This window comes from Streptomyces spinoverrucosus (assembly GCF_015712165.1).
Classification (GTDB): domain Bacteria; phylum Actinomycetota; class Actinomycetes; order Streptomycetales; family Streptomycetaceae; genus Streptomyces; species Streptomyces spinoverrucosus_A.
The window spans coordinates 2019863-2040851 of record NZ_JADPZX010000001.1; the positions used below are offsets into that span (position 1 = coordinate 2019863).

Here is a 20989-nt window from a genome sequence, read left to right on the forward strand (position 1 = left end):
GCGAGGACCGGGTCGCCCGCAGTGAGGGCGTAGCCTGCGGGACAGCGCGGGGCCGGGCGGCCGACGTCGGATCCAGGGTCCGCGTTGTCAGTGGCGCGGTCCACAATGGTCGCGTCAGACGCCGTTCACGCTTCAGCAAGAGTGAGCCGCAGGGACCTGAGCGCCCCGTGGGCGAACGAACAGAAAACAGGAGGAGCCGGCAGCGATGGCCCGCCGCAGCACGAAGACCCCGCCGCCCGACGACTCGTACGAGGAGCGGATCCTCGACATCGACGTCGTGGACGAGATGCAGGGCTCCTTCCTCGAGTACGCGTACTCGGTCATCTACTCCCGAGCCCTGCCGGACGCGCGTGACGGTCTCAAGCCGGTGCACCGCCGCATCGTGTACCAGATGAACGAGATGGGCGTGCGCCCCGACCGCGGCTATGTGAAGTGCGCCCGCGTGGTCGGCGAGGTCATGGGTAAGTTGCACCCGCACGGCGACGCGTCGATCTACGACGCCCTGGTGCGCATGGCCCAGCCGTTCTCCATGCGGGTGCCCCTGGTCGACGGCCACGGCAACTTCGGCTCGCTGGGCAACGACGACCCGCCCGCCGCCATGCGGTACACCGAGTGCCGGATGGCCGAGGCCACGAGCCTGATGACGGAGTCGATCGAAGAGGACACGGTCGACTTCGCGCCCAACTACGACGGCCAGGAGCAGGAGCCGGTGGCCCTGCCCGCCGCCTTCCCGAACCTGCTGGTCAACGGCTCGTCCGGGATCGCGGTCGGCATGGCCACGAACATGCCGCCGCACAACCTGCGCGAGGTGATCGCGGCCGCCCGCCACCTGATCAAGCACCCGAACGCCGATCTCGACGCCCTGATGCGGCACGTCCCGGGGCCCGACCTGCCCACCGGCGGCCGGATCGTCGGCCTCGCCGGGATCCGAGACGCGTACGAGACGGGCCGCGGCACGTTCAAGATGCGGGCGACCGTGACCGTGGAGGACGTCACGGCGCGACGCAAGGGCCTGATCGTCACCGAGCTGCCCTTCGCGGTCGGCCCGGAGAAGGTGATCGCCAAGATCAAGGACCTGGTCGGTTCGAAGAAGCTGCAGGGCATCGCCGACGTCAAGGACCTCACCGACCGTGAGCACGGGCTGCGCCTGGTCATCGAGATCAAGAACGGTTTCGTGCCGGAGGCGGTCCTGGAGCAGCTGTACAAGCTGACGCCGATGGAGGAGTCCTTCGGCATCAACAACGTCGCCCTGGTCGACGGCCAGCCCCTCACCCTGGGCCTGAAGGAGCTCCTGGAGGTCTACCTCGACCACCGTTTCGAGGTCGTGCGCCGCCGCTCGGAGTTCCGCCGCGGCAAGAGGCGCGACCGGCTGCACCTGGTGGAGGGCCTGCTCACGGCTCTGGTGGACATCGACGAGGTGATCCGCCTGATCCGCTCCAGCGAGAACTCCGCGCAGGCCAAGGAGCGCCTGATCGAGCGCTTCGGGCTGAGCGAGGTCCAGACGCAGTACATCCTGGACACCCCGCTGCGCCGCCTGACCAAGTACGACCGTATCGAGCTGGACGCCGAGAAGGACCGGCTCACCGCGGAGATCGAGGAGCTGACCCGGATCCTGGAGTCGGACGCCGAGCTGCGCAAGCTGGTCTCCGCCGAACTGGCGGCGGTGGCCAAGAAGTTCGGCACGGAGCGGCGTACGGTCCTGCTGGAGTCGGGAGCCGCCCCGGTGGCAGCCGTTCCGCTCCAGGTGGCGGACGACCCGTGCCGGGTCCTGCTGTCCTCGACGGGGCTGCTGGCCCGCACGCTGAACGCCGAGCCGTTCCCCGAGGACGCCGCCGCCAAGCGCGCCAAGCACGACGTGATCGTCTCGGCGGTGCCGGCCACGGCCCGTGGCGAGGTGGGCGCGGTGACCTCGGCGGGCCGGCTGCTGAGGATCAACGTCATCGACCTGCCGCAGCTCCCGGAGCCGACGTCCGCGCCGAACCTCTCGGGGGGCGCGCCGCTCGCCGAGTTCGTCTCCCTGGAGGACGACGAGACGGTGGTCTGCCTGACCACGCTCGACGAGTCCTCCCCGGGCCTCGCGCTGGGCACGGAGCAGGGCGTCGTCAAGCGTGTGGTCCCGGACTACCCGGCCAACAAGGACGAGCTGGAGGTCATCACGCTCAAGGAGGGCGACCGGATCGTCGGCGCGGTCGAGCTGCGCACGGGTGAGGAGGACCTGGTCTTCATCACGGACGACGCGCAGCTGCTGCGCTACCAGGCCTCGCAGGTCCGCCCCCAGGGCCGGCCGGCGGGCGGTATGGCGGGCATCAAGCTCGCCGAAGGTGCCAAGGTCATCTCCTTCACGGCGGTGGACCCGGCGGCCGACGCGGTCGTCTTCACGGTCGCGGGCTCGCGCGGCACGCTGGACGACTCCGTGCAGACGACCGCCAAGGTGACCCCGTTCGACCAGTACCCGCGCAAGGGCCGCGCGACCGGCGGTGTGCGCTGCCAGCGGTTCCTGAAGGGCGAGGACTGCCTGTCCTTCGCCTGGGCGGGCCCCGTTCCGGCGCGGGCCACGCAGAAGAACGGCTCGCCGACCGACCTCCCCGAGATCGACCCGCGCCGCGACGGCTCGGGCGTGTCCCTGGCGAAGCCGGTGGTGGCGGTGGCGGGGCCGGTCTGGGCCTGAGATCTAGACCGGGGGATCCTCGGGATCCGGCTCGTCCGGATCCCGTACGTCCGGTACGTAGCGCAGGACGCCCCACATGCCGAGCTCATCGGCGTGTGGGGTGTCGCTTCTGCACGCCGCGAGTTCCTTGTCGAGGGCGGGGGCGTCGACGCCGGAGCCGATGAGGACGAGCTGGGTGAGGCGTTCGCCGTCCGGACGCCAGGGCTCCGGGTAGAAGCGGAGGAACCGACCGACGGCGTGCACGGCGTACCGGTTGCGCGGGTCGTGCGGGCCGAAGTCGACGTACCCCTTGATCCGGTAGAGCCCCTCGGGCCGGCTGTCGAGGAACGTCATCAAGCGGCGGGGGTCGAGAGGCACGTCGGAGACGAAGGAGAGGCTGTCGTAGGCGGTGTGCAGATGACCGCCGTGTTCGTGATCGTGATCGTGATCGTCGTGCAGGTCGTCGAAGGACAACTGCCCGATGCGCTCCCGCGAGGGCCGGCAGTCGAAGAGGAAGTCGGGGTCGACACGGCCGTATGTCGCCGGGACGACGGCGGCGCGGTCGGTGAGGGAACGGACGAGGGCGAGGACCTGCTCGGCGTCCGGCGCCCGGTCGGTCTTGTTGACCACGACGAGGTCGGCGATGGCGAGGTGCCGGTCGATCTCGGGATGCTTCGCGCGTGTGTCGTCGAACTCGGCGGCGTCGACGACCTCGACGAGCCCGCCGTACACGATGCCCGGATGCTCGCTGGCCAGCACCATCCGCACCAGTTCCTGGGGCTCGGCGAGTCCGCTGGCCTCGATGACGATGACGTCGATGCCGGTTCCGGGGTCGGCCAGCCGTTCGAGGTAGACGTCCAGCTCACTGGCGTCGACGGCACAGCAGAGGCAGCCGTTGCCGAGGGAGACGGTGGAGTCCCCCAGCGCTCCCGCCACGGCCATGGCGTCGATCTCGATGGCCCCGAAGTCGTTCACGATGGCGCCGATGCGGCTGCCTCCGCTGCGGTGCAGGAGGTGGTTGAGCAACGTGGTCTTGCCGGAGCCCAGGAATCCGGCGAGTACGACGACCGGGATCTGCCGGCGACTCGGGCTCTGGCCCACCGTACGACCTCTCTCACGCCTACGCGCACACCGGTTCACAGCCCGGCGCACCTACGGAACTTGCATGCCGGGCCAGGATACGAGCACGCGGAATCTCCGCGAAGTGAACGATTGTTAGCAGCACGGGCGGGGCAGACGTTGGGCATGGCGCCGGTTCGTGCGACCCTCGCTTCCTTCCGTGCGCCTCCTCTCCGCCTCCCAGCCGATCAGAGCCGCTCGGCACCCTGGGAGACGGCAAGCGCCGCCCACCGCTCGCCGGTCCCCTCCCGTCGACCCGCACCCCGACGACCGGCGGACGGCCGCCTGAATCGGGGGTTGACATGGCCACACGGAAGACCAGGACACGGGGGCTGGGCACCGCGGCGGCAGCGGGGCTGGGCCTGCTGGCAGGAGCCCTCGCCGCGCTGGCCGCGGAACGCCGCACGCTGAACGGCGTGCGGGAACGACTCGACCGCCTGGAAGCACAGGTGGCTCACACACACCGGCACGCCAACCTCGCCAACCAGCAGCGTCTGCACTGGGAACTGCTCAGCAAGGCGATCGACAGCCCGGAACTGGCCGAGGTACTGGACATCTTCGAAGTGCCGGCATCGCCGCTGGAGCGGCGCCAGTACCTCTTCGCCAATGCTGTCTACACGAACCTGCTCTTCTACTACCGCATCGGCAACCTCAGTCGTGAGGAGTTCTTCGGGCATGCCCGTGGACTTCTGCAGACCCCGGTGATGCGGGAGTACTGGTTCGCGACCCGCGGTCAGCGCGCCACCCTGCCCGAGGACTCCGACGAGGCCGAGTTGGGGCACATGGTGGACGACCTTCTTCGGCAACTGGAAGAGGCGGACACGGAGGAATGGTGGGTGGTTGGGGAGCCGCCGACGGAGTAGCCACGCGCACCCCCAGAAATCACACACCCGGGCCATAACGAACCTGTGAAGAGTTCAGTTGTCCCTGACGCCATTGGGGTTGACTCACGCCTGATCGTGCAGAGCGACCCCACAAGCGTCGCTCACGCTGCCGGACGACGAGTGCACCCACAAGGCTGCCTTCGCACCAGCTGCCGTAGTGCACCCCTCTTCAGTCGTGGACCAAAGGGAACAAACAGTGAGTCAGATCATCCGTCGGATCGGTGTACCTCCAAGCCAGCGAGGAAGCACTGGAGGAGGCAATTGCCCTGACATCTTCGAATTGGCCGACGGAAACTTCGCCGTCATCGGCAGGGACGCCACGGACTCACTCGCCCCGGATCTGCCCTCCGACGCCTCTCGTGCCGACTACGAGCGCATCGTCGTCATCACCCGCGAAACGCTGATTCGCGCAAAGCCCGACATTCCTGATGTGTGAGTGACCCCATGGATCTCGTCACCATAGCGACGCTTGTCGGTGCGGCGGGCAGTCTGCTCGCCGGAATCGCAGCCCTGGTCAACACCTTCAGGCCGCGGCCCGGAGAACCGCCTCCGGATCAGCCGCCACCACCGCAGCCCTAGCCTGACGCCATCCCCTCAGGTCCGGCACCAGATCTGGTGCCGGACCTCATCTGTCACCGCACGTCCGCTCAGGCCGCCTCCGGCACCCTCACCGGCGCCCCCGGCCCCACATACCGCGCCGCAGGTCGGATGATCTTCGGGTCCTGGGACTGTTCCAGGATGTTGGCGCTCCAGCCGACCGCCCGCGCCGCGGCGAAGGTCGGGGTGAACATCTCCCGGGGCAGGCCGCAGAGTTCCATGACGACGCCTGCGTAGAACTCGACGTTGGTGTGCAGTTCGCGGCCCGGCTTGAGCTCGGCGAGGATCGCCTCCACCCGGCGCTCGACCTCCATCGCGAAGTCGACCAGCGGCCCGCCGAACTGCTGGGCGATGCCGCGCAGCATGCGGGAGCGCGGGTCCTCCGTGCGGTAGACGGGGTGCCCGAAACCCATGATGCGGTCGCCGGCGAGAACGCGTTCCCGGATCCAGGGGTCGATACGGTCCACCGTGCCGATCGCGTCCAGGGTGTCCAGCGCCCTGCTCGGCGCACCTCCGTGCAGCGGACCCGAGAGCGCTCCGATCGCCCCCACGAGGCATGCGGCCACGTCGGCGCCGGTGGACGCGACGACCCGCGCCGTGAAGGTTGATGCGTTGAATCCGTGATCAATGGTTGAGATCAGGTATTGCTCGACCGCACGCGTGCGCTGTGGATCCGGCTCCTCGCCCGTCAACATGAACAGGTAGTTCGCGGCGTACGACAGGTCCTCGCGCGGCGGCACCGGAGCCAGCCCCTTGCCCAGCCGGTGCAGCGCGGTGAGCACGGTCGGTACGGCCGCGGTCGCCACGAGCGTGTCCTCGCGCCGCCGGTCCGCGTCGATGTCGTACAGAGGTCGGAAGCCCTGCGCGGCGCCCAGCAGGGAGAGCGCCGTGCGGAGCCCGGCGAGGGGGCCGAAGCGTCCGCCGGCCGCCGCGATGGCGGGCAGCGCCGCCGACACCTCGTCGGGCAGCCGCCGCAGCGCCGCGGTGCCGGCGGTGAAGGCGGCCGCGCTCGCGGCGTCCGGCAGTTCGCCGTGGACCAGGAGATGCCAGACGTCCTCGAAGGGGCGGGTCTGCGCGAGTTCGACGGCCGAGTACTGCCGGTAGTGGTAGAAGCCCTCAAGACCCCGTACGTCACCGATCTCGGTGTCGGTCACGACGACGCCCGCGAGTCCCCGCGGCACGTCGACAGGAATGGATGCGGACCTGTTGACGGACATGATTTCCTCCCTGGACTTGATGTGACTGTCCATGGTTGACTGGATCTCTGTCAATATTGATTGAGTCAATATGCCATCCAGACCGCTACGGTGACCCCCATGCGCGATCAAGAACCCGGCCACGTCCCACCCGGTCGGCGACTGAGCACCAAAGAGGCCGCCGAACTGCTCGGCGTGAAGGCGGAGACCGTCTACGCCTATGTGAGCCGCGGCCAGCTCAGCAGCCACCGCACGCCCGGCGGCCGGGGCAGCACCTTCGACGCCGCGGAGGTGGAGGCGCTCGCCCGGCGCAACAGGCGGGAGAGCGCCGGGAGTTCGGCCCCGGGCACCGACATGGCCGTACGCACCCGCATCACGCTGATCGACAAGGACCGGTACTACTTCCGGGGCGTCGACGCGACCGAGCTGGCCGCCCGCCACAGCTACGAGGAGATCGCCGAGTGGCTGTGGACCGGACAGCTGCGCCCCGGGATCACCTTCACCGCGCCCAAGGACTCCGTCGCCGTCGCACGTCGGGCGGTCGACGCGCTGCCCGAGCACAGCGGTCCCACCGACCGGCTGCGCGTCGCGGCCGTCGCCGCCGCCAGCGCGGACCCACTGCGCTTCGACCTCTCCGAGGACGCCGTCCTGGGCACCGCGCGCGTGCTCATCCCCACGCTCGTCGCCGCCCTGCCCCCGGTGCGGTACACGCACCGCGACCAGGGCCCCCTGGCCCAGCGCCTCTGGGGGCGCCTCAGCCCGCGCGACCCGGACGACGCCTCGCTGCGCGCCCTGGACACGGCGCTCGGCCTGCTCGTCGACCACGACCTGGCCGCCTCGACGCTCGCCGTGCGCGTGGCGGCGTCGGCCCGTGCGCACGCCTACGCGGCCGTCTCCGCCGGGCTCGGCGTCATCGAGGGCCCCCTGCACGGCGCGGCCAGCGGGCTCGCCCACCGGATACTCATGGAGGTGCTGGACCAGGGCGACGCGGCGCCCGTGATCGCGGCGGAGCTGCGGGCCGGCCGCCGTATCCCGGGCCTCGGCCACCGGCTGTACTCCGGTGAGGACCCGCGCGCGCGTGCCCTGTTCGCCCTCCTGGAGGCGATGCCCGACGCCGAGCCCGCCCTGGCCGCCGCACGGGACGTCGTGGCCACCGCCGCCCGGCACACCCCGCTGCACGCCAACGTCGACCTGGCGCTCGCCGTGCTCACCGCGTCCTGCGGGATGCCCGCCACCGCAGGCGAGACGATCTTCGCGGTGGCCCGTACGGCGGGCTGGATCGCCCACGCCCTGGAGGAGTACGCGGAGCGGCCCCTACGGATGCGGCCCAGCGGCCAGTACGTGGGCCCGCGGCCGCCACAGCCCCTGCCGGAGTAGGACACAGGGACGTCCGGAAGTCACCCCGGACAAAGTCAGGTTAGGCTCACCTCTGTGAGTAGGTGTGCAACCGTCTCGCGGGACCTCGACGAGCCCGTTTCCGGAACCGCTGCGACCGCCAGGACCTGGCTCCTGGTGGAACAGCCGGGTCCGTGGGGCGCCAGGGCGCTCACTTCGAGCCACCTGGACCCCGCACTGGGCCGGGCCCTGGAGGCGGCCGCGAAGGGCACGGGCGTACGCGTCGCGCTCATCCGCCGCCCCGGGCGCCACGCCGACTGCGGCACGCCCACCGTGCGCCAGGTGTACGCGGCGCACACCGTGCCCGGCAACGCTTGGGTGCACGCCACCAGGACCGACGACCCGACGCAACTGCTCGGCCTCGACTTCACCGCCCTCGGCATGGGTGACCACCACACCTTCGACGCCACGATGCAGGGGCGCCCCCACACCGGCGACCCACTCGCCCTCGTCTGCACCAACGGCAAGCGCGACCGCTGCTGCGCCCTCCTGGGGCGCCCCCTGGCGACCGAGCTCGCCGCGTCCGGGACGGGAGGCATCTGGGAGGTCACCCATTTGGGGGGTCATCGCTTCTCGCCGACGGTGCTCGTGCTGCCGTACGGCTACGCGTACGGCCGCGCCGAGGCCCACACCATCAAGGACGTCCTGCACGGCGTCCAGGAGCGCCGGATCGTCCTGGAGGGGTGCCGCGGCCGCTCTGCCTGGGAGCGGCCCGGTCAGGCGGCCGAGCTGGCCGTGCGCGCGGCCGTCGGCGAGTACGCGGCGGACGCTCTGAGCGTCGTACGGACCGAGAACACCGTACGAACGGATGACGCGGCACCGCGTTGGGAGGTGATCGTCGCCCACGCGGACGGACGCCACTGGCGAGTGATCGTCGCCCAGAGTGCGTCGCTGCCCCCGCGCGCGGAGAGCTGCGGCACGTCGATCCTGGGCGCCCCGGCGCGAATGGACGTGGTGGCGGTGCACGAACTCAGGCCGAGCGCACTGGCGAGCTGACGCCGCCCGGCGTGGAGCACACCGGTACCCACCAGGAGATCCGCCACACCCCTCTACGGCACACCCCGCTCCCCCACGTACCTTCATGGGTATGAGCCCCACTCCCCCCGCCCGCCGCCTGCGCCTCGGTCTCCCCCGCCGGGTGTTCTCGCAGGTGCTGATGATGCAGGTGGCGATCGCCGCGGGAGTCGCGGTGCTCGCGACCGGGCTGTTCCTCGCACCCTTGAGCGACCAGCTGGACGACCAGGCGATGCGTCGCGCGCTCGCCATCGCCCAGACCACCGCCGCACAGCCGCAGCTCGCCGAAGAACTCCGGACCACGCCCGCGACGCCCGACGGGCCCGTCCAGCGGGAGGCGGAGCGGATCCGGCGGGCCACGCAGGCCGAGTACGTCGTGGTGATGGACCGCCGGGGCGTGCGCTGGTCGCACACCGAGCCCTCGCGGATCGGCAAGCACGTCTCCACCGACCCCGGCGACGCGCTCGCCGGCCAGGAGGTCATGGAGATCGACGAGGGCACCCTGGGCCGCTCCGCGCGCGGGAAGGTGCCGCTGCGGGACGGTGACGGGGAGATCGTCGGGGCGGTCTCGGTGGGGATCGCGTACGACAGCGTGCGCGCGCTGCTGATCCACGCGATCCCGGAGCTGCTGGCGTACGCCGGCGGCGCCCTGGCTGTCGGGGCGCTGGCCGCCTGGTTGATCTCCCGGCGGGTACAGCGGCAGACCCGGGACCTGGCGTTCTCCGACATCGCGGGGCTGCTCGCGGAGCGGGAGGCGATGCTGCACGGCATCCGGGAGGGCGTCGTCGCGCTGGACCGCACGGGCCGGGTCCGGCTGCTCAACGACGAGGCGCAGCGCCTGCTGGGCATCGGGGACGAGGCCGTGGGCCGCTCCCCCGACGAGGCGCTCGGCGCGGGACGCACGGCCGACGTCCTGGCCGGCCGGGTGACCGGTACCGACCTGCTCACGGTGCGCGGCCAGCGCGTCCTGGTCGCCAACCGCATGCCCACCGACGACGGCGGCGCCGTCGCCACCCTGCGCGACCGCACCGAGCTGGAGCAGCTCGGCCGGGAGCTGGACTCGACGCGCGGCCTGATCGACGCCCTGCGCGCGCAGGACCACGAGCACGCCAACCGGATGCACACGCTCCTGGGCCTGCTGGAGCTGGAGATGTACGACGACGCGGTGGAGTTCGTGGGCGAGGTGGTCGGCGATCACCGAGCCACCGCGGAACAGGTCACCGAGAAGATCCAGGACCCCCTGCTCGCCGCGCTGCTGGTCGGCAAGGCGACCGTCGCCGCCGAGCGGGGCGTCGCCCTGCGCCTGTCGGGCCGTACGAGCCTGCCGGACCGGCTGGTCGACGCCCGGGGGCTGGTCACCATCGTGGGCAACCTGGTGGACAACGCGCTGGACGCGGCCGCGGGCACGCCGCACGCGCGCGTGGAGGTCGAGTTGTACACCAAGGGTCGTACCGCCGTGCTCGCGGTACGGGACACCGGTCCTGGAATCCCGGCCGAGCTCCGGGAGTTGATCTTCACCGACGGATGGTCCACCAAGAAGCCGCCCGCGCACCGGAAGCGGGGCATAGGGCTCGCGATGGTCCGCAGGCTGGCGGAACGGCAGGGCGGTACCGCGACGGCGGGCGAAGCCGCCGGTGGCGGCGCGGAGTTCACCGTCGTCCTGCCCGACGCCCTGGCCGAACCGGGCGCGGAGCCGGCCCTCACCGTCCCGTCGGCTCAGCCGACGCCCGAGAAGGAGGCGTGATGATCGAGGTCCTGGTCGTGGACGACGACACCAGGGTCGCGCGCGTGAACGCCGCGTACGTCGAGAAGGTGCGGGGCTTCCATGTCGCCGGGGAGGCGCACAACGCGGCGGAGGCACTGCGCCAGCTGGAGGTGCTGCCGCACGTGGACCTGGTGCTCATGGACCACTACCTGCCCGACGAGACGGGCCTCGCGGTCGTCCAGGAGATGCGCCGACGCGGCCACCAGACCGATGTGATCATGGTCACGGCAGCGCGTGACATCTCAACCGTACAGGCGGCGATGCGGCAGGGCGCGCTGCAGTACCTCGTCAAGCCCTTCGCCTTCGCGGGGCTGCGCGCCAAGCTGGAGGCGTACGCCGAGCTGCGCCGCACCCTCGACGGCGGCGGCGAGGCGGAACAGGCGGAGGTGGACCGCATCTTCGGCGCGCTGTCGGCGACTTCGGAGCCGGACCTGCCCAAAGGCCACTCGCCCACCACCGCCGAACTCGTACGGCAGTCCCTGATGAACGCGGAAGGCCCCCTGTCGGCCCAGGAGATCGCCGAACGGACGGGGGTGAGCCGCCAGACCGCCCAGCGCTATCTGAAGCTCCTGGAGCGCACGGGACGGGCCACGCTGACCCTCAAGTACGGCGACGCGGGCCGCCCGGAACACCGTTACGTGTGGGCGACCCGCAGCTGAGCCACGGCCCCGCCAGGGCACGTCGGCCCGCGACGCCGGCGTGATCCGAACGACAGGCCCTACCTACGCCGCTCCCGCCCTCGTCAGCGCCCGCACCTGCGTCTCCGCGTACTTGGCGGCGTCAGGTGCCTCCCCCGAGGTGACCGTGCCGAGCCGGCCCGCCAGGAAGCCCAGGGGGATCGAGACGAGGCCCGGGTTCCGCGTCAGTTCCTGGGTGCCCCAGCGCAGTTCGAGCGCTGCCCGGTCGCGGCGCAGCCGCGCGTGCCGGGCGTAGGCCCGAGGTAGACGTCGTCGGCCTCGTCACGGGCGGGGCTCACGGGCGCCGTCGGACCGGTCGGCTCGCCCAGCCGGAGGCCAGGGCGTCGTACCAGTGGTCGTCTTACCGTCCGGGGCGACCCTTGCTTGCGTGCATGGCCAAGCATGGACAGAGCGGGAGGATCCGTGACACTTCTTCTTCCCGCTCTTCACCCCGTCAAGTGACTCGGCCGCTGGTGGCCGCGCCCCTGGCCCAGGCCCTGCGCCTACGCGTCGATGCGCGAGCGGTCCAGTGTCGCCGCCGAGTTGGAGATGAACTCCTTGCGCGGGGCGACGTCGTTGCCCATCAGCAGGTCGAACACCTGCTCAGCGGCCTCCAGGTCGGAGAGGTTGATGCGGCGCAGGGTGCGGTGGCGCGGGTCCATGGTGGTCTCGGCCAGCTGGTCGGCGTCCATCTCACCGAGACCCTTGTAGCGCTGGATCGAGTCCTTGTAGCGGATGCCCTTGCTCTGGAACTCCATGAGCTTGTCGCGCAGTTCCCGGTCGGAGTACGTGTAGACGTACTTGTCCTGGCCCTTCTTGGGCTGGATGATCTCGATCCGGTGCAACGGCGGCACCGCGGCGAACACCCGGCCGGCCTCGACCATGGGGCGCATGTAGCGCTGGAAGAGCGTCAGGAGCAGGCAGCGGATGTGGGAGCCGTCCACATCGGCGTCGGTCATCATGATGATCTTGCCGTAGCGGGCCGCGTCGAGGTCGAAGGTCCGGCCCGAGCCCGCCCCTATGACCTGGATGATCGCGCCGCACTCGGCGTTCTTGAGCATGTCCGTCACGGACGACTTCTGGACGTTGAGGATCTTGCCGCGGATCGGCAGCAGGGCCTGGAACTCGGAGTTCCGGGCGAGCTTGGCGGTGCCGAGCGCGGAGTCACCCTCGACGATGAACAGCTCGCTGCGGTCCACGTCGTCGCTGCGGCAGTCGGCGAGCTTGGCCGGCAGCGACGAGGACTCCAGGGCGGTCTTGCGGCGCTGCGCGTCCTTGTGCTGACGGGCCGCGATGCGCGTACGGGCCGCGGCGACGGCCTTCTCCATGACGACCCGCGCCTGCTGGGCGGCGTCGCGCTTGGTCGAGGTCAGGAACGCCTTCAGCTCCTTGGAGATGACGGTGTTCACGATGCGGCGGGCCGCCGAGGTGCCGAGGACCTCCTTCGTCTGGCCCTCGAACTGCGGCTCGGCGAGACGCACGGTGACGACCGCCGTGAGGCCTTCCAGGGCGTCGTCCTTGACGATGTCGTCCTCGGCGACGCGCAGCAGCTTCTTGGCGCGCAGCACTTCGTTGAGCGTGCTGGTCACGGCCTGCTCGAAGCCCGCGACGTGGGTACCGCCCTTGGGGGTGGCGATGATGTTCACGAACGACCTCAGGGTCGTGTCGTATCCCGTGCCCCACCGCAGGGCGACATCGACGTCGAGCTCGCGGGTGACCTGGGTGGGGGTCATCTGCCCGTGCTCGTCCAGGACCGGCACGGTCTCCTTGAAGGTGCCCTGGCCGGACAACCTCAGGACGTCGCAGACCGGCTTGTCGGTGGCCAGGAACTCGCAGAACTCGCTGATGCCGCCGTCGAAGCGGAAGGACTCCTCACCCTTGCTGCCGCCCTCGCCGAGGCCGTACTCGTCCCGGACGACGATGGTCAGGCCGGGGACGAGGAACGCGGTCTGGCGGGCGCGCTGGTGCAGGTTCTCCAGGGAGAGCTTGGCGTCCTTGAGGAAGATCTGGCGGTCGGCCCAGTACCGCACGCGCGTGCCGGTGCGGGTCTTGGGGATCTTCTTGGCCTTGCGCAGGCCGCCCTTGGCCTCGAACTTCGCGTCCGGCCCCAGCGCGGCGAAGGCACCGGGGACACCGCGCCGGAAGCTGATGGTGTGGGTGTGGCCGCTGCGGTCGACCTCGACGTCCAGCCGCGCGGACAGGGCGTTCACCACGGAGGCGCCCACGCCGTGCAGACCGCCGGAGGCGGCGTACGAGCCGCCGCCGAACTTGCCGCCGGCGTGCAGCTTGGTCATGACGACCTCGACGCCGGACATGCCGGTCTTGGGCTCGACGTCGACCGGGATGCCCCGGCCGTTGTCGCGCACCTCCACCGAGCCGTCGTCGTGCAGGATCACCTCGATGTGGTCGCAGTACCCGCCGAGGGCCTCGTCCACGGAGTTGTCGATGATCTCCCACAGGCAGTGCATCAGGCCGCGACTGTCCGTCGAGCCGATGTACATGCCAGGGCGCTTACGGACGGCCTCCAGCCCCTCCAGGACGAGCAGGTGCCGCGCGGTGTAGTTGGAACCGTCCCGGTCTGCTCCTGCCAGCAGCGCTGTGGACGGCACGGACGTCTCGGCGGTCACGCGGTTCGCTCCTCGCTGAATTTTACGTGGGGCCCATCTGGGTATGGGCGCGGCTTCGGTTGCCGCTCAGAGGGTACCGAGGCCTGGTAGAGCCGTTGTAACGCCACCCTCGTCCGAAACTCAGACTAGTCCACGATCGCATACGTGTTCGATCCCTCGTTGGAGTGAAGCACATATCACGTTCCCTTCGAGGCATGAACCATTTAGGCTCCGGGCACGTCCTCATGAACAACCGGCAAGCCAGCCGGGGAGGACCGACACTGACAGACTGCGCGAACCCGTAAGACACACAGACACGTAATACGGCACATTCGCCGCCAACCGGCAGCAGACAGCCGCCTCGGAAGATTTTTTTCGAGGAAAAGCCACGAGCGGGAACGTTTTCGGGCTGGTTGGATGTTGACCCTGGTACGACAGCTCGTCGAGCTAGAGAAGAGGCGACGTGACTACTGTTCTGACCCCCGCGAGCCCGCTGACGGCCGCTGATCGCTGCGACCGCTGCGGCGCCCAGGCATACCTGCGCGTCGTCCTGCTCAGCGGCGGAGAGCTGCTCTTCTGCGCGCACCATGGCCGCAAGTTCGAGCCGGAACTCAAGAAGATCGCCGCTGAGATACAGGACGAGACGGAGCGGCTGACGGCCGTTCCCAACACCGCTTCCGAAGAAGAGCGCTGACGCCTCGCGTCTACGACGAGCGCCCGGTACAGACCGGTGAACGGGCGGCCGGCCCTGCTGTCAGGGCCGGCCGCCCGTCCTCGTCGGCTACTGCCGTCGGCGCGTGCTTGCGGCCCTCATGTGGGGCGGTCCCAGCCCAGCTTCCGGATGACGTCGGACACACGCGTGTAGACGCCCGGGCTGCCAGGGCGCCCGCAGCCGCTCCCCCAGGACACGAGGCCGATCAGCCGCCCCTGGGCGACCAGCGGGCCTCCGCTGTCCCCTTGGCAGGCGTCCCGGCCCCCCACCCGCTCCCCCGCGCACAGCATGGAGTCCGCGCGATACGTGCCGTCGGCACTGCCCGGATACGCCTGCTCGCAGAGCGCGTCCGGCAGTACGCGCACGCTTGCCGCCCGCAGGTGGTACGGGTAGTCGCCGGCGCCGGTGACATCGCCCCAGCCGTAGACCGTGGCAGCCGTTTCCGCCGCGTACGCGGGATCGCCCGCCGCGGCCATTGCGATCACGGCCTTGTCCGGAAGGTTCTCGGCGAGGGTGAGCACCGCGAAGTCCCCGGCGTTGCTGACGCCGTCGTATGCGGGATTGACCCATGTCTCGCGGACGGAGATCTCCTGGCCGTCGGCCGAGCGCAGATCCGTGCGGCCCGTGACGACTTTGAGATCGCGTACCTTGCCCGGCGACGTCCCCAGGACGTCCTCGCCCAGGCAGTGCGCAGCGGTCAGGACTGTGGTCCGGCCCACCGCGACCGCACCGCAGAACTGCCCCGACCTCGTACCTCCGAACCGGTCACGGCTGGCCAACGCCACCGTCCAGGGACTGTCGGCGGAGTCGATCGGGAAGCCGCCGACGACGATGCCGTCCGCGGCGGCGGTGGTGGGGGTGACCAGCGGTATCGCGGCCGCTGCGGCCGCCAGGACCAGCGGCCGGGCCAGCGCCCGTATAGTGCGACGACGCATGCGTGCTCCTCACTCTGGGATGTTTGTGAGACACCCAGAGTGATTCAGGCGGCTACGGCCCGCACCCGCTCAGCCCAGCAGCCCTGAAACCGCTCGGTCCAGCAGGCCCGAACCTGCTCGGCCCAGCACGAAGGCCCGGCACCCTTTCGGGTGACCGGGCCTTCACTGTCGTACGGCGACCTAGTCGAGGTAGTCGCGCAGCACCTGCGAACGGGACGGGTGGCGCAGCTTCGACATGGTCTTGGACTCGATCTGGCGGATGCGCTCACGCGTGACGCCGTACACCTTGCCGATCTCGTCGAGGGTCTTCGGCTGACCGTCGGTGAGACCGAAGCGCATGGAGACGACGCCCGCCTCGCGCTCGGACAGGGTGTCGAGCACCGAGTGCAGCTGCTCCTGGAGGAGCGTGAAGCTGACGGCGTCGGCGGGGACGACGGCCTCGGAGTCCTCGATGAGGTCACCGAACTCGCTGTCGCCGTCCTCGCCCAGCGGGGTGTGCAGCGAGATGGGCTCGCGGCCGTACTTCTGGACCTCGATGACCTTCTCCGGGGTCATGTCGAGTTCCTTGGCCAGCTCCTCCGGGGTGGGCTCGCGGCCCAGGTCCTGGAGCATCTGACGCTGCACGCGCGCGAGCTTGTTGATGACCTCGACCATGTGCACCGGGATACGGATGGTGCGGGCCTGGTCGGCCATCGCGCGGGTGATCGCCTGACGGATCCACCAGGTGGCGTACGTGGAGAACTTGTAGCCCTTGGTGTAGTCGAACTTCTCGACCGCGCGGATCAGACCGAGGTTGCCCTCCTGGATCAGGTCCAGGAAGAGCATGCCGCGGCCGGTGTAGCGCTTGGCCAGGGAGACCACCAGACGGAGGTTGGCCTCCAGCAGGTGGTTCTTGGCGCGGCGGCCGTCCTCGGCGATGATCTCCAGCTCGCGCTTGAGCTTGGGCGCCAGCTTGTCGGAGTTGGCCAGCTTGTCCTCGGCGAACAGACCCGCCTCGATGCGCTTGGCCAGCTCCACCTCCTGCTCGGCGTTGAGCAGGGGGACCTTGCCGATCTGCTTCAGGTAGTCCTTGACCGGGTCGGCGGTGGCGCCGGCCGCGGCGACCTGCTGGGCGGGCGCGTCGTCCTCGTCCTCGTCGGACAGGACGAAGCCGGCGCTCTCGGTACCCTCGGGCTCCTCCGCGGCGCCCTTGGGTTCCTCCAGCACCTCCTCGTCGAGCAGCTCGGCGTCGTCCTTCTTGCCATCGGTCTTCTTGGGCGCGGCCGTCTTCTTGGCCGCGACGGTCTTCTTCGCGGTCGCCTTCTTGGCGGCCGTCTTCTTGGCAGCGGCCTTCTTCGCGGGTGCGGCTTCCTCGGCCGGATCGTCGACGGCGGCCGCGGCCGGGGCGGCTGTGGTGGCGGAGGCCTTACGGGTGGCCACCGTCTTTGCCGCGACCGTCTTGGTGGCGGTGCGCTTGGCCGGACTCTTCGCTGCGACGCTCTTGCGGGTGCGCTTGGGTTCTGCGGCACTGACCATCAGCGTCACACCCTCTTCCTCGAGGATCTGGTTGAGGCTGCGCAGTACGTTCTTCCACTGAGTGGCCGGAATCTGGTCAGCTTCGAAGGCCCGACGCACGTCATCGCCGGCGATCTGCCCCTCAGCCTTTCCCCGCTCAATGAGCGCCATGACAGAGACGGACTCGGCGATCTCCGGCGGGAGCGTACGGGATGTGCTGGCCGACACGAACAACCTCTCGGAACGTTGGAAAACGACTTCCGGCCCCGTCCACGGCGGACAGGAGCCGACCACCGGCTTGGGGATGGGCCGACGGCGCGGGCGGGGGCCGGGAAGAAGCACAACGCCTTGCATGGCGTCCGTGTTCCCTTCTCGGCTGTCACCTCTTAGGTCATCGCGTTCTTTCCACGAGCGTTACGCCCAATCCGCGTGGCCCGAGTCACACCCCGTAAGCGCTCAAAAGCGGTCAGACACGGGCATAGGTGGTCACCCAGGGCTCCGAGTCGTACCGCTCCGAACCGTACCCACCTGTCGTCGCACCGTCGGGCCCCGCAGATCGAGAAGAAACCTGCGGGGCCCGACGGAGGACGAACCGCCGGTCGAGCGGTGCCGGGGAAGGGGACACCTCGGGCACCTCCCGACCGCGACACAACGGCCGTGCGCGGTCAGTGCTCGCGCGGCGCCGGTACCACGCGCTCCACCTCGGGGTGGACGGTGAGCAGTTGGCGCATGGCCGCCTCGGCGGCCCCGCCGTCGCCGGTCGCCAGGGCGTCGACGATCCGGACGTGGTGCGCCAGGGTCGTCTCGTTCGGCCGGTCACAGCTGGTGACCGGACCGCCGGAGACCTGGAGCGCGGCGGAGACGATGCCGGAGAGGTGCTCCAGCATGCGGTTGCCCGCGATCTGGATGAGCAGCGAGTGGAACTCGGCGTCGGCGCGGGAGAAGGTGATCGCGTCACCCTGCCCCATGGCATGGCCCATGATCTCGGCCATGTCGGACAGCCGCTGCTGGACGTCCTCGCGGCCGTGCCCGGCGGCCAGCCGGGCGGCGAGCGGTTCGATGGTCCAGCGGAGCTCGCTCAGTTCGCGGCGCTGGTCGTCGCGCTGCGGACCGAAGGCCCGCCATTCGATGATGTCGGGGTCGAGCAGGTTCCAGTCGCTGACGGGACGCACGCGCGTGCCGACGTTCGGGCGGGCGCTGACCAGGCCCTTGGCCTCCAGGACGCGGAGCGACTCGCGGACGACGGTGCGGGAGACCTCGAAGCGCTGGCCGATCTCCTCGGGCACCAGGGGGCGGTCGGCCCCCAGGTCGCCGGAGACGATCATCTGTCCCAGCTGCTGTACGAGTTGGCCGTGCAGTCCGCGGCCACGGCTGCCCGCGGCGCGTCGGCCCACACGGCCCAGCTCGGGGTCCGCGCCCTCCCAGGCGGGGGCGCCCACACGGTCGGGGCCGGGGGCCTCGGCGTAGGGGTAGCGGTCGAGTTCGCCCGGGCCGACGAGACCGGAGTCGGCGGAGCGGGCGGAGGTCATCATGGTGTGCGCAAGGGTACTCACGGATCCTTTGTCGGCGCTGTCTCCAACTCCCTTGAGGTCTTTGGTGAAAAGCACACGAAAGGGTGATCGCTCACCCCGTCGCAATTGACGCCTTATCGGAAAGAAATGGGCTTTCCCGAGGGACTTGTGCGCAGCACCAGGACGGAAGGGCGCGGAGGGTTGTCAGAAGCTTGTCATCGGGCCCTGCTCCGCAGGGTCGCGAGCAGATACGCGCAGAGCAGCGCGGTGAGCGACAACGTCAGCGCGCTGCCGACGGGTTGGGCGACGACCCGCGCCGCGGCCTCCAGATAGCGCTCCCCGCCAAAGGGCCACTGCAGCAGAAACATCTGCCGCATCCGCATCGGCAAACCCGCCGCGGTTCGCACGGACGCCCCGTCCACGACCTTCTGTACGAGGGGTACGACGACAATGGGTACGGCGAGAACGGCGGCTAGCCCGGCAGTGGTGGACCGGAAGACGCCCGCGGCCAGCACCCCGGCCCAGGCGCACCCGACCATGAGGCCGAGCCAACTCGCGCTCAGCGAGAGCCAGTCGCCGGGAACCTGCGCGACCTCCCGTCCGTAGACGAGATAGAGCACTTCGGCGTCGCAGCCCACCGTGAGGACGGCCAGGGCGAGCGCGGTGGCAGCGGAGACGAGGAGCTTGGCCGTGAGCAGCCCCAGCCGACGGGGCACGGTGCCGCGGTCCGCCGCCAGGGCGGGGTGGCGGAACTCGTCTCCGAAGGCCAGTGCCCCCAGCAGCCCCGCGCCGAGCGCCGCCGGGGGCAGCGGCAGCTGCTGCGGCCACGCGGCGAACAGGCGCGCCTGCGGGGTGTGCCCGATCCGCGCAAGCACGACAGCGGTGAGCGCGGACACGGCGAGCACGGTGGCACCGGTGACGAATCCGGTACTGATGCCGGCGGCGCGGCGGAGCTCGTAGCGCAGGGGGCGGAGGGGGCTGGGCGCGGGGTGGACGGAGATGGGGGGTGGGAGGGAGGGGAGGGGGTCCTGGGGGGCGGGAAGGAGGGGGTGGTTTCCGGCGGATTGTGCGGGGCTGCTGTGGTCAGCGGGGGCCTTGCTATCTGTGGAGGCGGCTGAATCCGGGGCAGTAGGAGTGGTGTCGGGCAGTGCCTGAATTGGTGGGGTGCTGGATTTGTCGGTCGTGGAGTCGTTCGCGGTCGCCTCGTCGGCCGTCTCCTCGGCGACTGCCTCCTCGAGAGCTGCCTCCCCGAGCGCTGCCTCCTTGGCGGCTGTCTCATGGACGACTGCCTCCTGGACGACTGTCTCCTCGACGACTGTCTCCTCGTCTGCCGTCGCCGAGGGGGTCACGGTGGCTGTGTGTGACCCCCTCTCGGGCCGTCCGGGCTGCGGCTCCTGCGGGGGTGTTGCCCCTGCGCCCGGGCCCATGTCCCCGACCTCGTCGGCGAGTTTGAGCACGAGGACGCCGTGACGGAACGCCGTCTCGCCGACGTCGGCACAGGTACTGCCGTACACGGAGAGGCGGTTGCCGCTCTCCAGTACGACCTCGACGGAGCGGTGCGCGGTGCGGGCCTCCTTGGTGAGCAGGGCGGCGAGACGGGCTGCGTGCGGACTCCGGACGGCGACGCGTGGCCGCAGCCGGGTGCGGGCGAACGCCGCGGCCTCCTGGTCCGCGACGACCCTGCCCCGTTCCAGGGTGACGACGCGGTCGGCGGTGCGTGCGGCTTCCTTGGGGTCGGACAGGGTGACCAGGACCGTGCCGCCCTGGGTCGCGTGGGCGCGCAGCATGCCGTACAGCCAGTTGCTCTCACGGGCGGAAAGTCCGTCGGCTGGTTCGTCGAGGACGAGTGTGTGGGGGTCGGGCAGCAGGGCGCAGGCGAGGCCGAGGCGGCGGTCCATGCCGCGGGAGAGCGTGCCGAGGTGTTCGTCGCGGAGGCTGACGAGGCCGACCACCTCAAGCACCTCGTCCGCTCGACGGGCGGAGACACCGGCAGCGGCGCACAGCATGCGGAGGTGGCCGCGGACCGTCCGGTCGGGGTGCCCTGGCACGTCGCCCAGCAGGACACCGACCTCGCGCGACGGGTGGGGGATGCGATGCAGTGGGCGGCCTCTGAAGTAGGTGATGCCGCGGCCCTGTTGGAGTTCAAGCATCAGCCTGAGGGCCGCCGTCTTGCCGGCACCCGGATCTCCGAGCAGCGCGGTGACGCGGCCCGCGGGTGCTTCGAAGGTGACGTCGTCGACGGCGGGCGAAAGGTCCTTGCGGGAGGTGCTGGTCAGTCCGAAGGCCTGGATCACCCGTAGCAAGATAGCGCGTTATGTCCGTTTTTGCGGGTACCTGGTGCCTTACTTCGCGGAGTGTGATCGCGTCCCTCGTTGCCGGGCCGGCCTCTTCTTACGGTTTTCGGCTCGTCCTCGGGGCTCGTGCCCGGGCTCGTGCT

General features: G+C 70.3%; 15 protein-coding genes. 8 read left to right on the top strand and 7 right to left on the bottom strand.

Features of this window, described 5'->3' with window-relative positions:
- The first annotated feature begins 205 nt into the window (after window positions 1-205).
- Window positions 206-2668 (top strand): DNA gyrase/topoisomerase IV subunit A, encoded by a 2463-nt coding sequence (locus tag I2W78_RS09085; RefSeq protein ID WP_196458544.1) that lies wholly within the window; start codon window positions 206-208, stop codon window positions 2666-2668.
- Window positions 2669-2671: 3 nt separating this feature from the next.
- On the opposite strand, the gene I2W78_RS09090 is transcribed toward I2W78_RS09085, so the two are convergent.
- The gene (locus I2W78_RS09090) at window positions 2672-3748 is read right to left on the bottom strand and encodes a CobW family GTP-binding protein (protein ID WP_196458545.1); all 1077 of its coding nucleotides are present in this window, start codon (window positions 3746-3748) and stop codon (window positions 2672-2674) included.
- 320 nt (window positions 3749-4068) lie between these two features.
- On the opposite strand from I2W78_RS09090, the gene I2W78_RS09095 reads away from it, so the two are divergent.
- Window positions 4069-4629, top strand: coding sequence for a DUF6082 family protein (locus I2W78_RS09095; protein ID WP_196458546.1), 561 nt, complete (start codon window positions 4069-4071; stop codon window positions 4627-4629).
- Window positions 4630-4846: 217 nt separating this feature from the next.
- A complete protein-coding gene (locus tag I2W78_RS09100) occupies window positions 4847-5086 on the top strand; it encodes a hypothetical protein (RefSeq protein ID WP_196458547.1) in 240 nt (79 codons plus the stop codon).
- A gap of 211 nt (window positions 5087-5297) precedes the next feature.
- On the opposite strand, the gene I2W78_RS09105 is transcribed toward I2W78_RS09100, so the two are convergent.
- Window positions 5298-6464 carry a citrate synthase/methylcitrate synthase gene (locus tag I2W78_RS09105; RefSeq protein WP_196458548.1) on the bottom strand — a complete coding sequence of 389 codons (1167 nt, stop codon included), beginning with the start codon at window positions 6462-6464 and terminating at the stop codon, window positions 5298-5300.
- Window positions 6465-6563: 99 nt separating this feature from the next.
- Between I2W78_RS09105 and I2W78_RS09110 the strand changes: the two genes are divergently transcribed.
- The 4 genes from I2W78_RS09110 to I2W78_RS09125 all read left to right on the top strand — a co-directional run bounded on the left by I2W78_RS09110 (window position 6564) and on the right by I2W78_RS09125 (window position 11276).
- The gene (locus I2W78_RS09110) at window positions 6564-7820 is read left to right on the top strand and encodes a citrate synthase (RefSeq protein WP_196458549.1); all 1257 of its coding nucleotides are present in this window, start codon (window positions 6564-6566) and stop codon (window positions 7818-7820) included.
- Window positions 7821-7874: 54 nt separating this feature from the next.
- Window positions 7875-8834, top strand: a complete 960-nt coding sequence (locus tag I2W78_RS09115; RefSeq protein WP_196458551.1) for a sucrase ferredoxin — start codon at window positions 7875-7877, stop codon at window positions 8832-8834.
- A gap of 91 nt (window positions 8835-8925) precedes the next feature.
- A complete protein-coding gene (locus I2W78_RS09120) occupies window positions 8926-10596 on the top strand; it encodes an ATP-binding protein (protein WP_196458553.1) in 1671 nt (556 codons plus the stop codon).
- Window positions 10596-11276, top strand: a complete 681-nt coding sequence (locus I2W78_RS09125) for a response regulator (RefSeq protein WP_196458555.1) — start codon at window positions 10596-10598, stop codon at window positions 11274-11276. The genes I2W78_RS09120 and I2W78_RS09125 overlap by 1 nt, the downstream gene beginning before the upstream one ends.
- A 521-nt stretch (window positions 11277-11797) precedes the next feature.
- Here I2W78_RS09125 and I2W78_RS09130 read toward each other — a convergent pair.
- Window positions 11798-13921, bottom strand: a complete 2124-nt coding sequence (locus I2W78_RS09130) for a DNA gyrase/topoisomerase IV subunit B (protein WP_196458557.1) — start codon at window positions 13919-13921, stop codon at window positions 11798-11800.
- 442 nt (window positions 13922-14363) lie between these two features.
- Here I2W78_RS09130 and I2W78_RS09135 point away from each other — a divergent pair, with 442 nt between their 5' ends.
- Window positions 14364-14594, top strand: coding sequence for a DUF7455 domain-containing protein (locus tag I2W78_RS09135; protein ID WP_171114502.1), 231 nt, complete (start codon window positions 14364-14366; stop codon window positions 14592-14594).
- Window positions 14595-14710: 116 nt separating this feature from the next.
- Here I2W78_RS09135 and I2W78_RS09140 read toward each other — a convergent pair whose 3' ends face one another.
- The 4 genes from I2W78_RS09140 to I2W78_RS09155 all read right to left on the bottom strand — a co-directional run bounded on the left by I2W78_RS09140 (window position 14711) and on the right by I2W78_RS09155 (window position 20846).
- Window positions 14711-15547 carry a S1 family peptidase gene (locus I2W78_RS09140; RefSeq protein ID WP_196458559.1) on the bottom strand — a complete coding sequence of 279 codons (837 nt, stop codon included), beginning with the start codon at window positions 15545-15547 and terminating at the stop codon, window positions 14711-14713.
- A gap of 180 nt (window positions 15548-15727) precedes the next feature.
- Complete coding sequence (locus I2W78_RS09145; RefSeq protein ID WP_307783647.1) at window positions 15728-17269, bottom strand: RNA polymerase sigma factor; 1542 nt, start codon at window positions 17267-17269, stop codon at window positions 15728-15730.
- Window positions 17270-17706: 437 nt separating this feature from the next.
- Window positions 17707-18594: a FadR/GntR family transcriptional regulator gene (locus tag I2W78_RS09150; RefSeq protein WP_196458563.1), complete on the bottom strand. Its 888-nt coding sequence runs from the start codon at window positions 18592-18594 to the stop codon at window positions 17707-17709.
- Window positions 18595-18767: 173 nt separating this feature from the next.
- A complete protein-coding gene (locus I2W78_RS09155) occupies window positions 18768-20846 on the bottom strand; it encodes an ABC transporter ATP-binding protein (RefSeq protein ID WP_196458565.1) in 2079 nt (692 codons plus the stop codon).
- Between the last annotated feature and the right edge of the window lie 143 nt (window positions 20847-20989).

Excerpts from the sequence above, each read along its gene's own strand:
- I2W78_RS09085 (WP_196458544.1), top strand. The coding sequence starts at position 206 with ATGGCCCGCCGCAGCACGAAGACCCCGCCGCCCGACGACTCGTACGAG.
- I2W78_RS09095 (WP_196458546.1), top strand. The coding sequence starts at position 4,069 with ATGGCCACACGGAAGACCAGGACACGGGGGCTGGGCACCGCGGCGGCA.
- I2W78_RS09105 (WP_196458548.1), bottom strand. The coding sequence starts at position 6,464 with ATGTCCGTCAACAGGTCCGCATCCATTCCTGTCGACGTGCCGCGGGGA.
- I2W78_RS09110 (WP_196458549.1), top strand. The coding sequence starts at position 6,564 with ATGCGCGATCAAGAACCCGGCCACGTCCCACCCGGTCGGCGACTGAGC.
- I2W78_RS09120 (WP_196458553.1), top strand. The coding sequence starts at position 8,926 with ATGAGCCCCACTCCCCCCGCCCGCCGCCTGCGCCTCGGTCTCCCCCGC.
- I2W78_RS09125 (WP_196458555.1), top strand. The coding sequence starts at position 10,596 with ATGATCGAGGTCCTGGTCGTGGACGACGACACCAGGGTCGCGCGCGTG.
- I2W78_RS09140 (WP_196458559.1), bottom strand. The coding sequence starts at position 15,547 with ATGCGTCGTCGCACTATACGGGCGCTGGCCCGGCCGCTGGTCCTGGCG.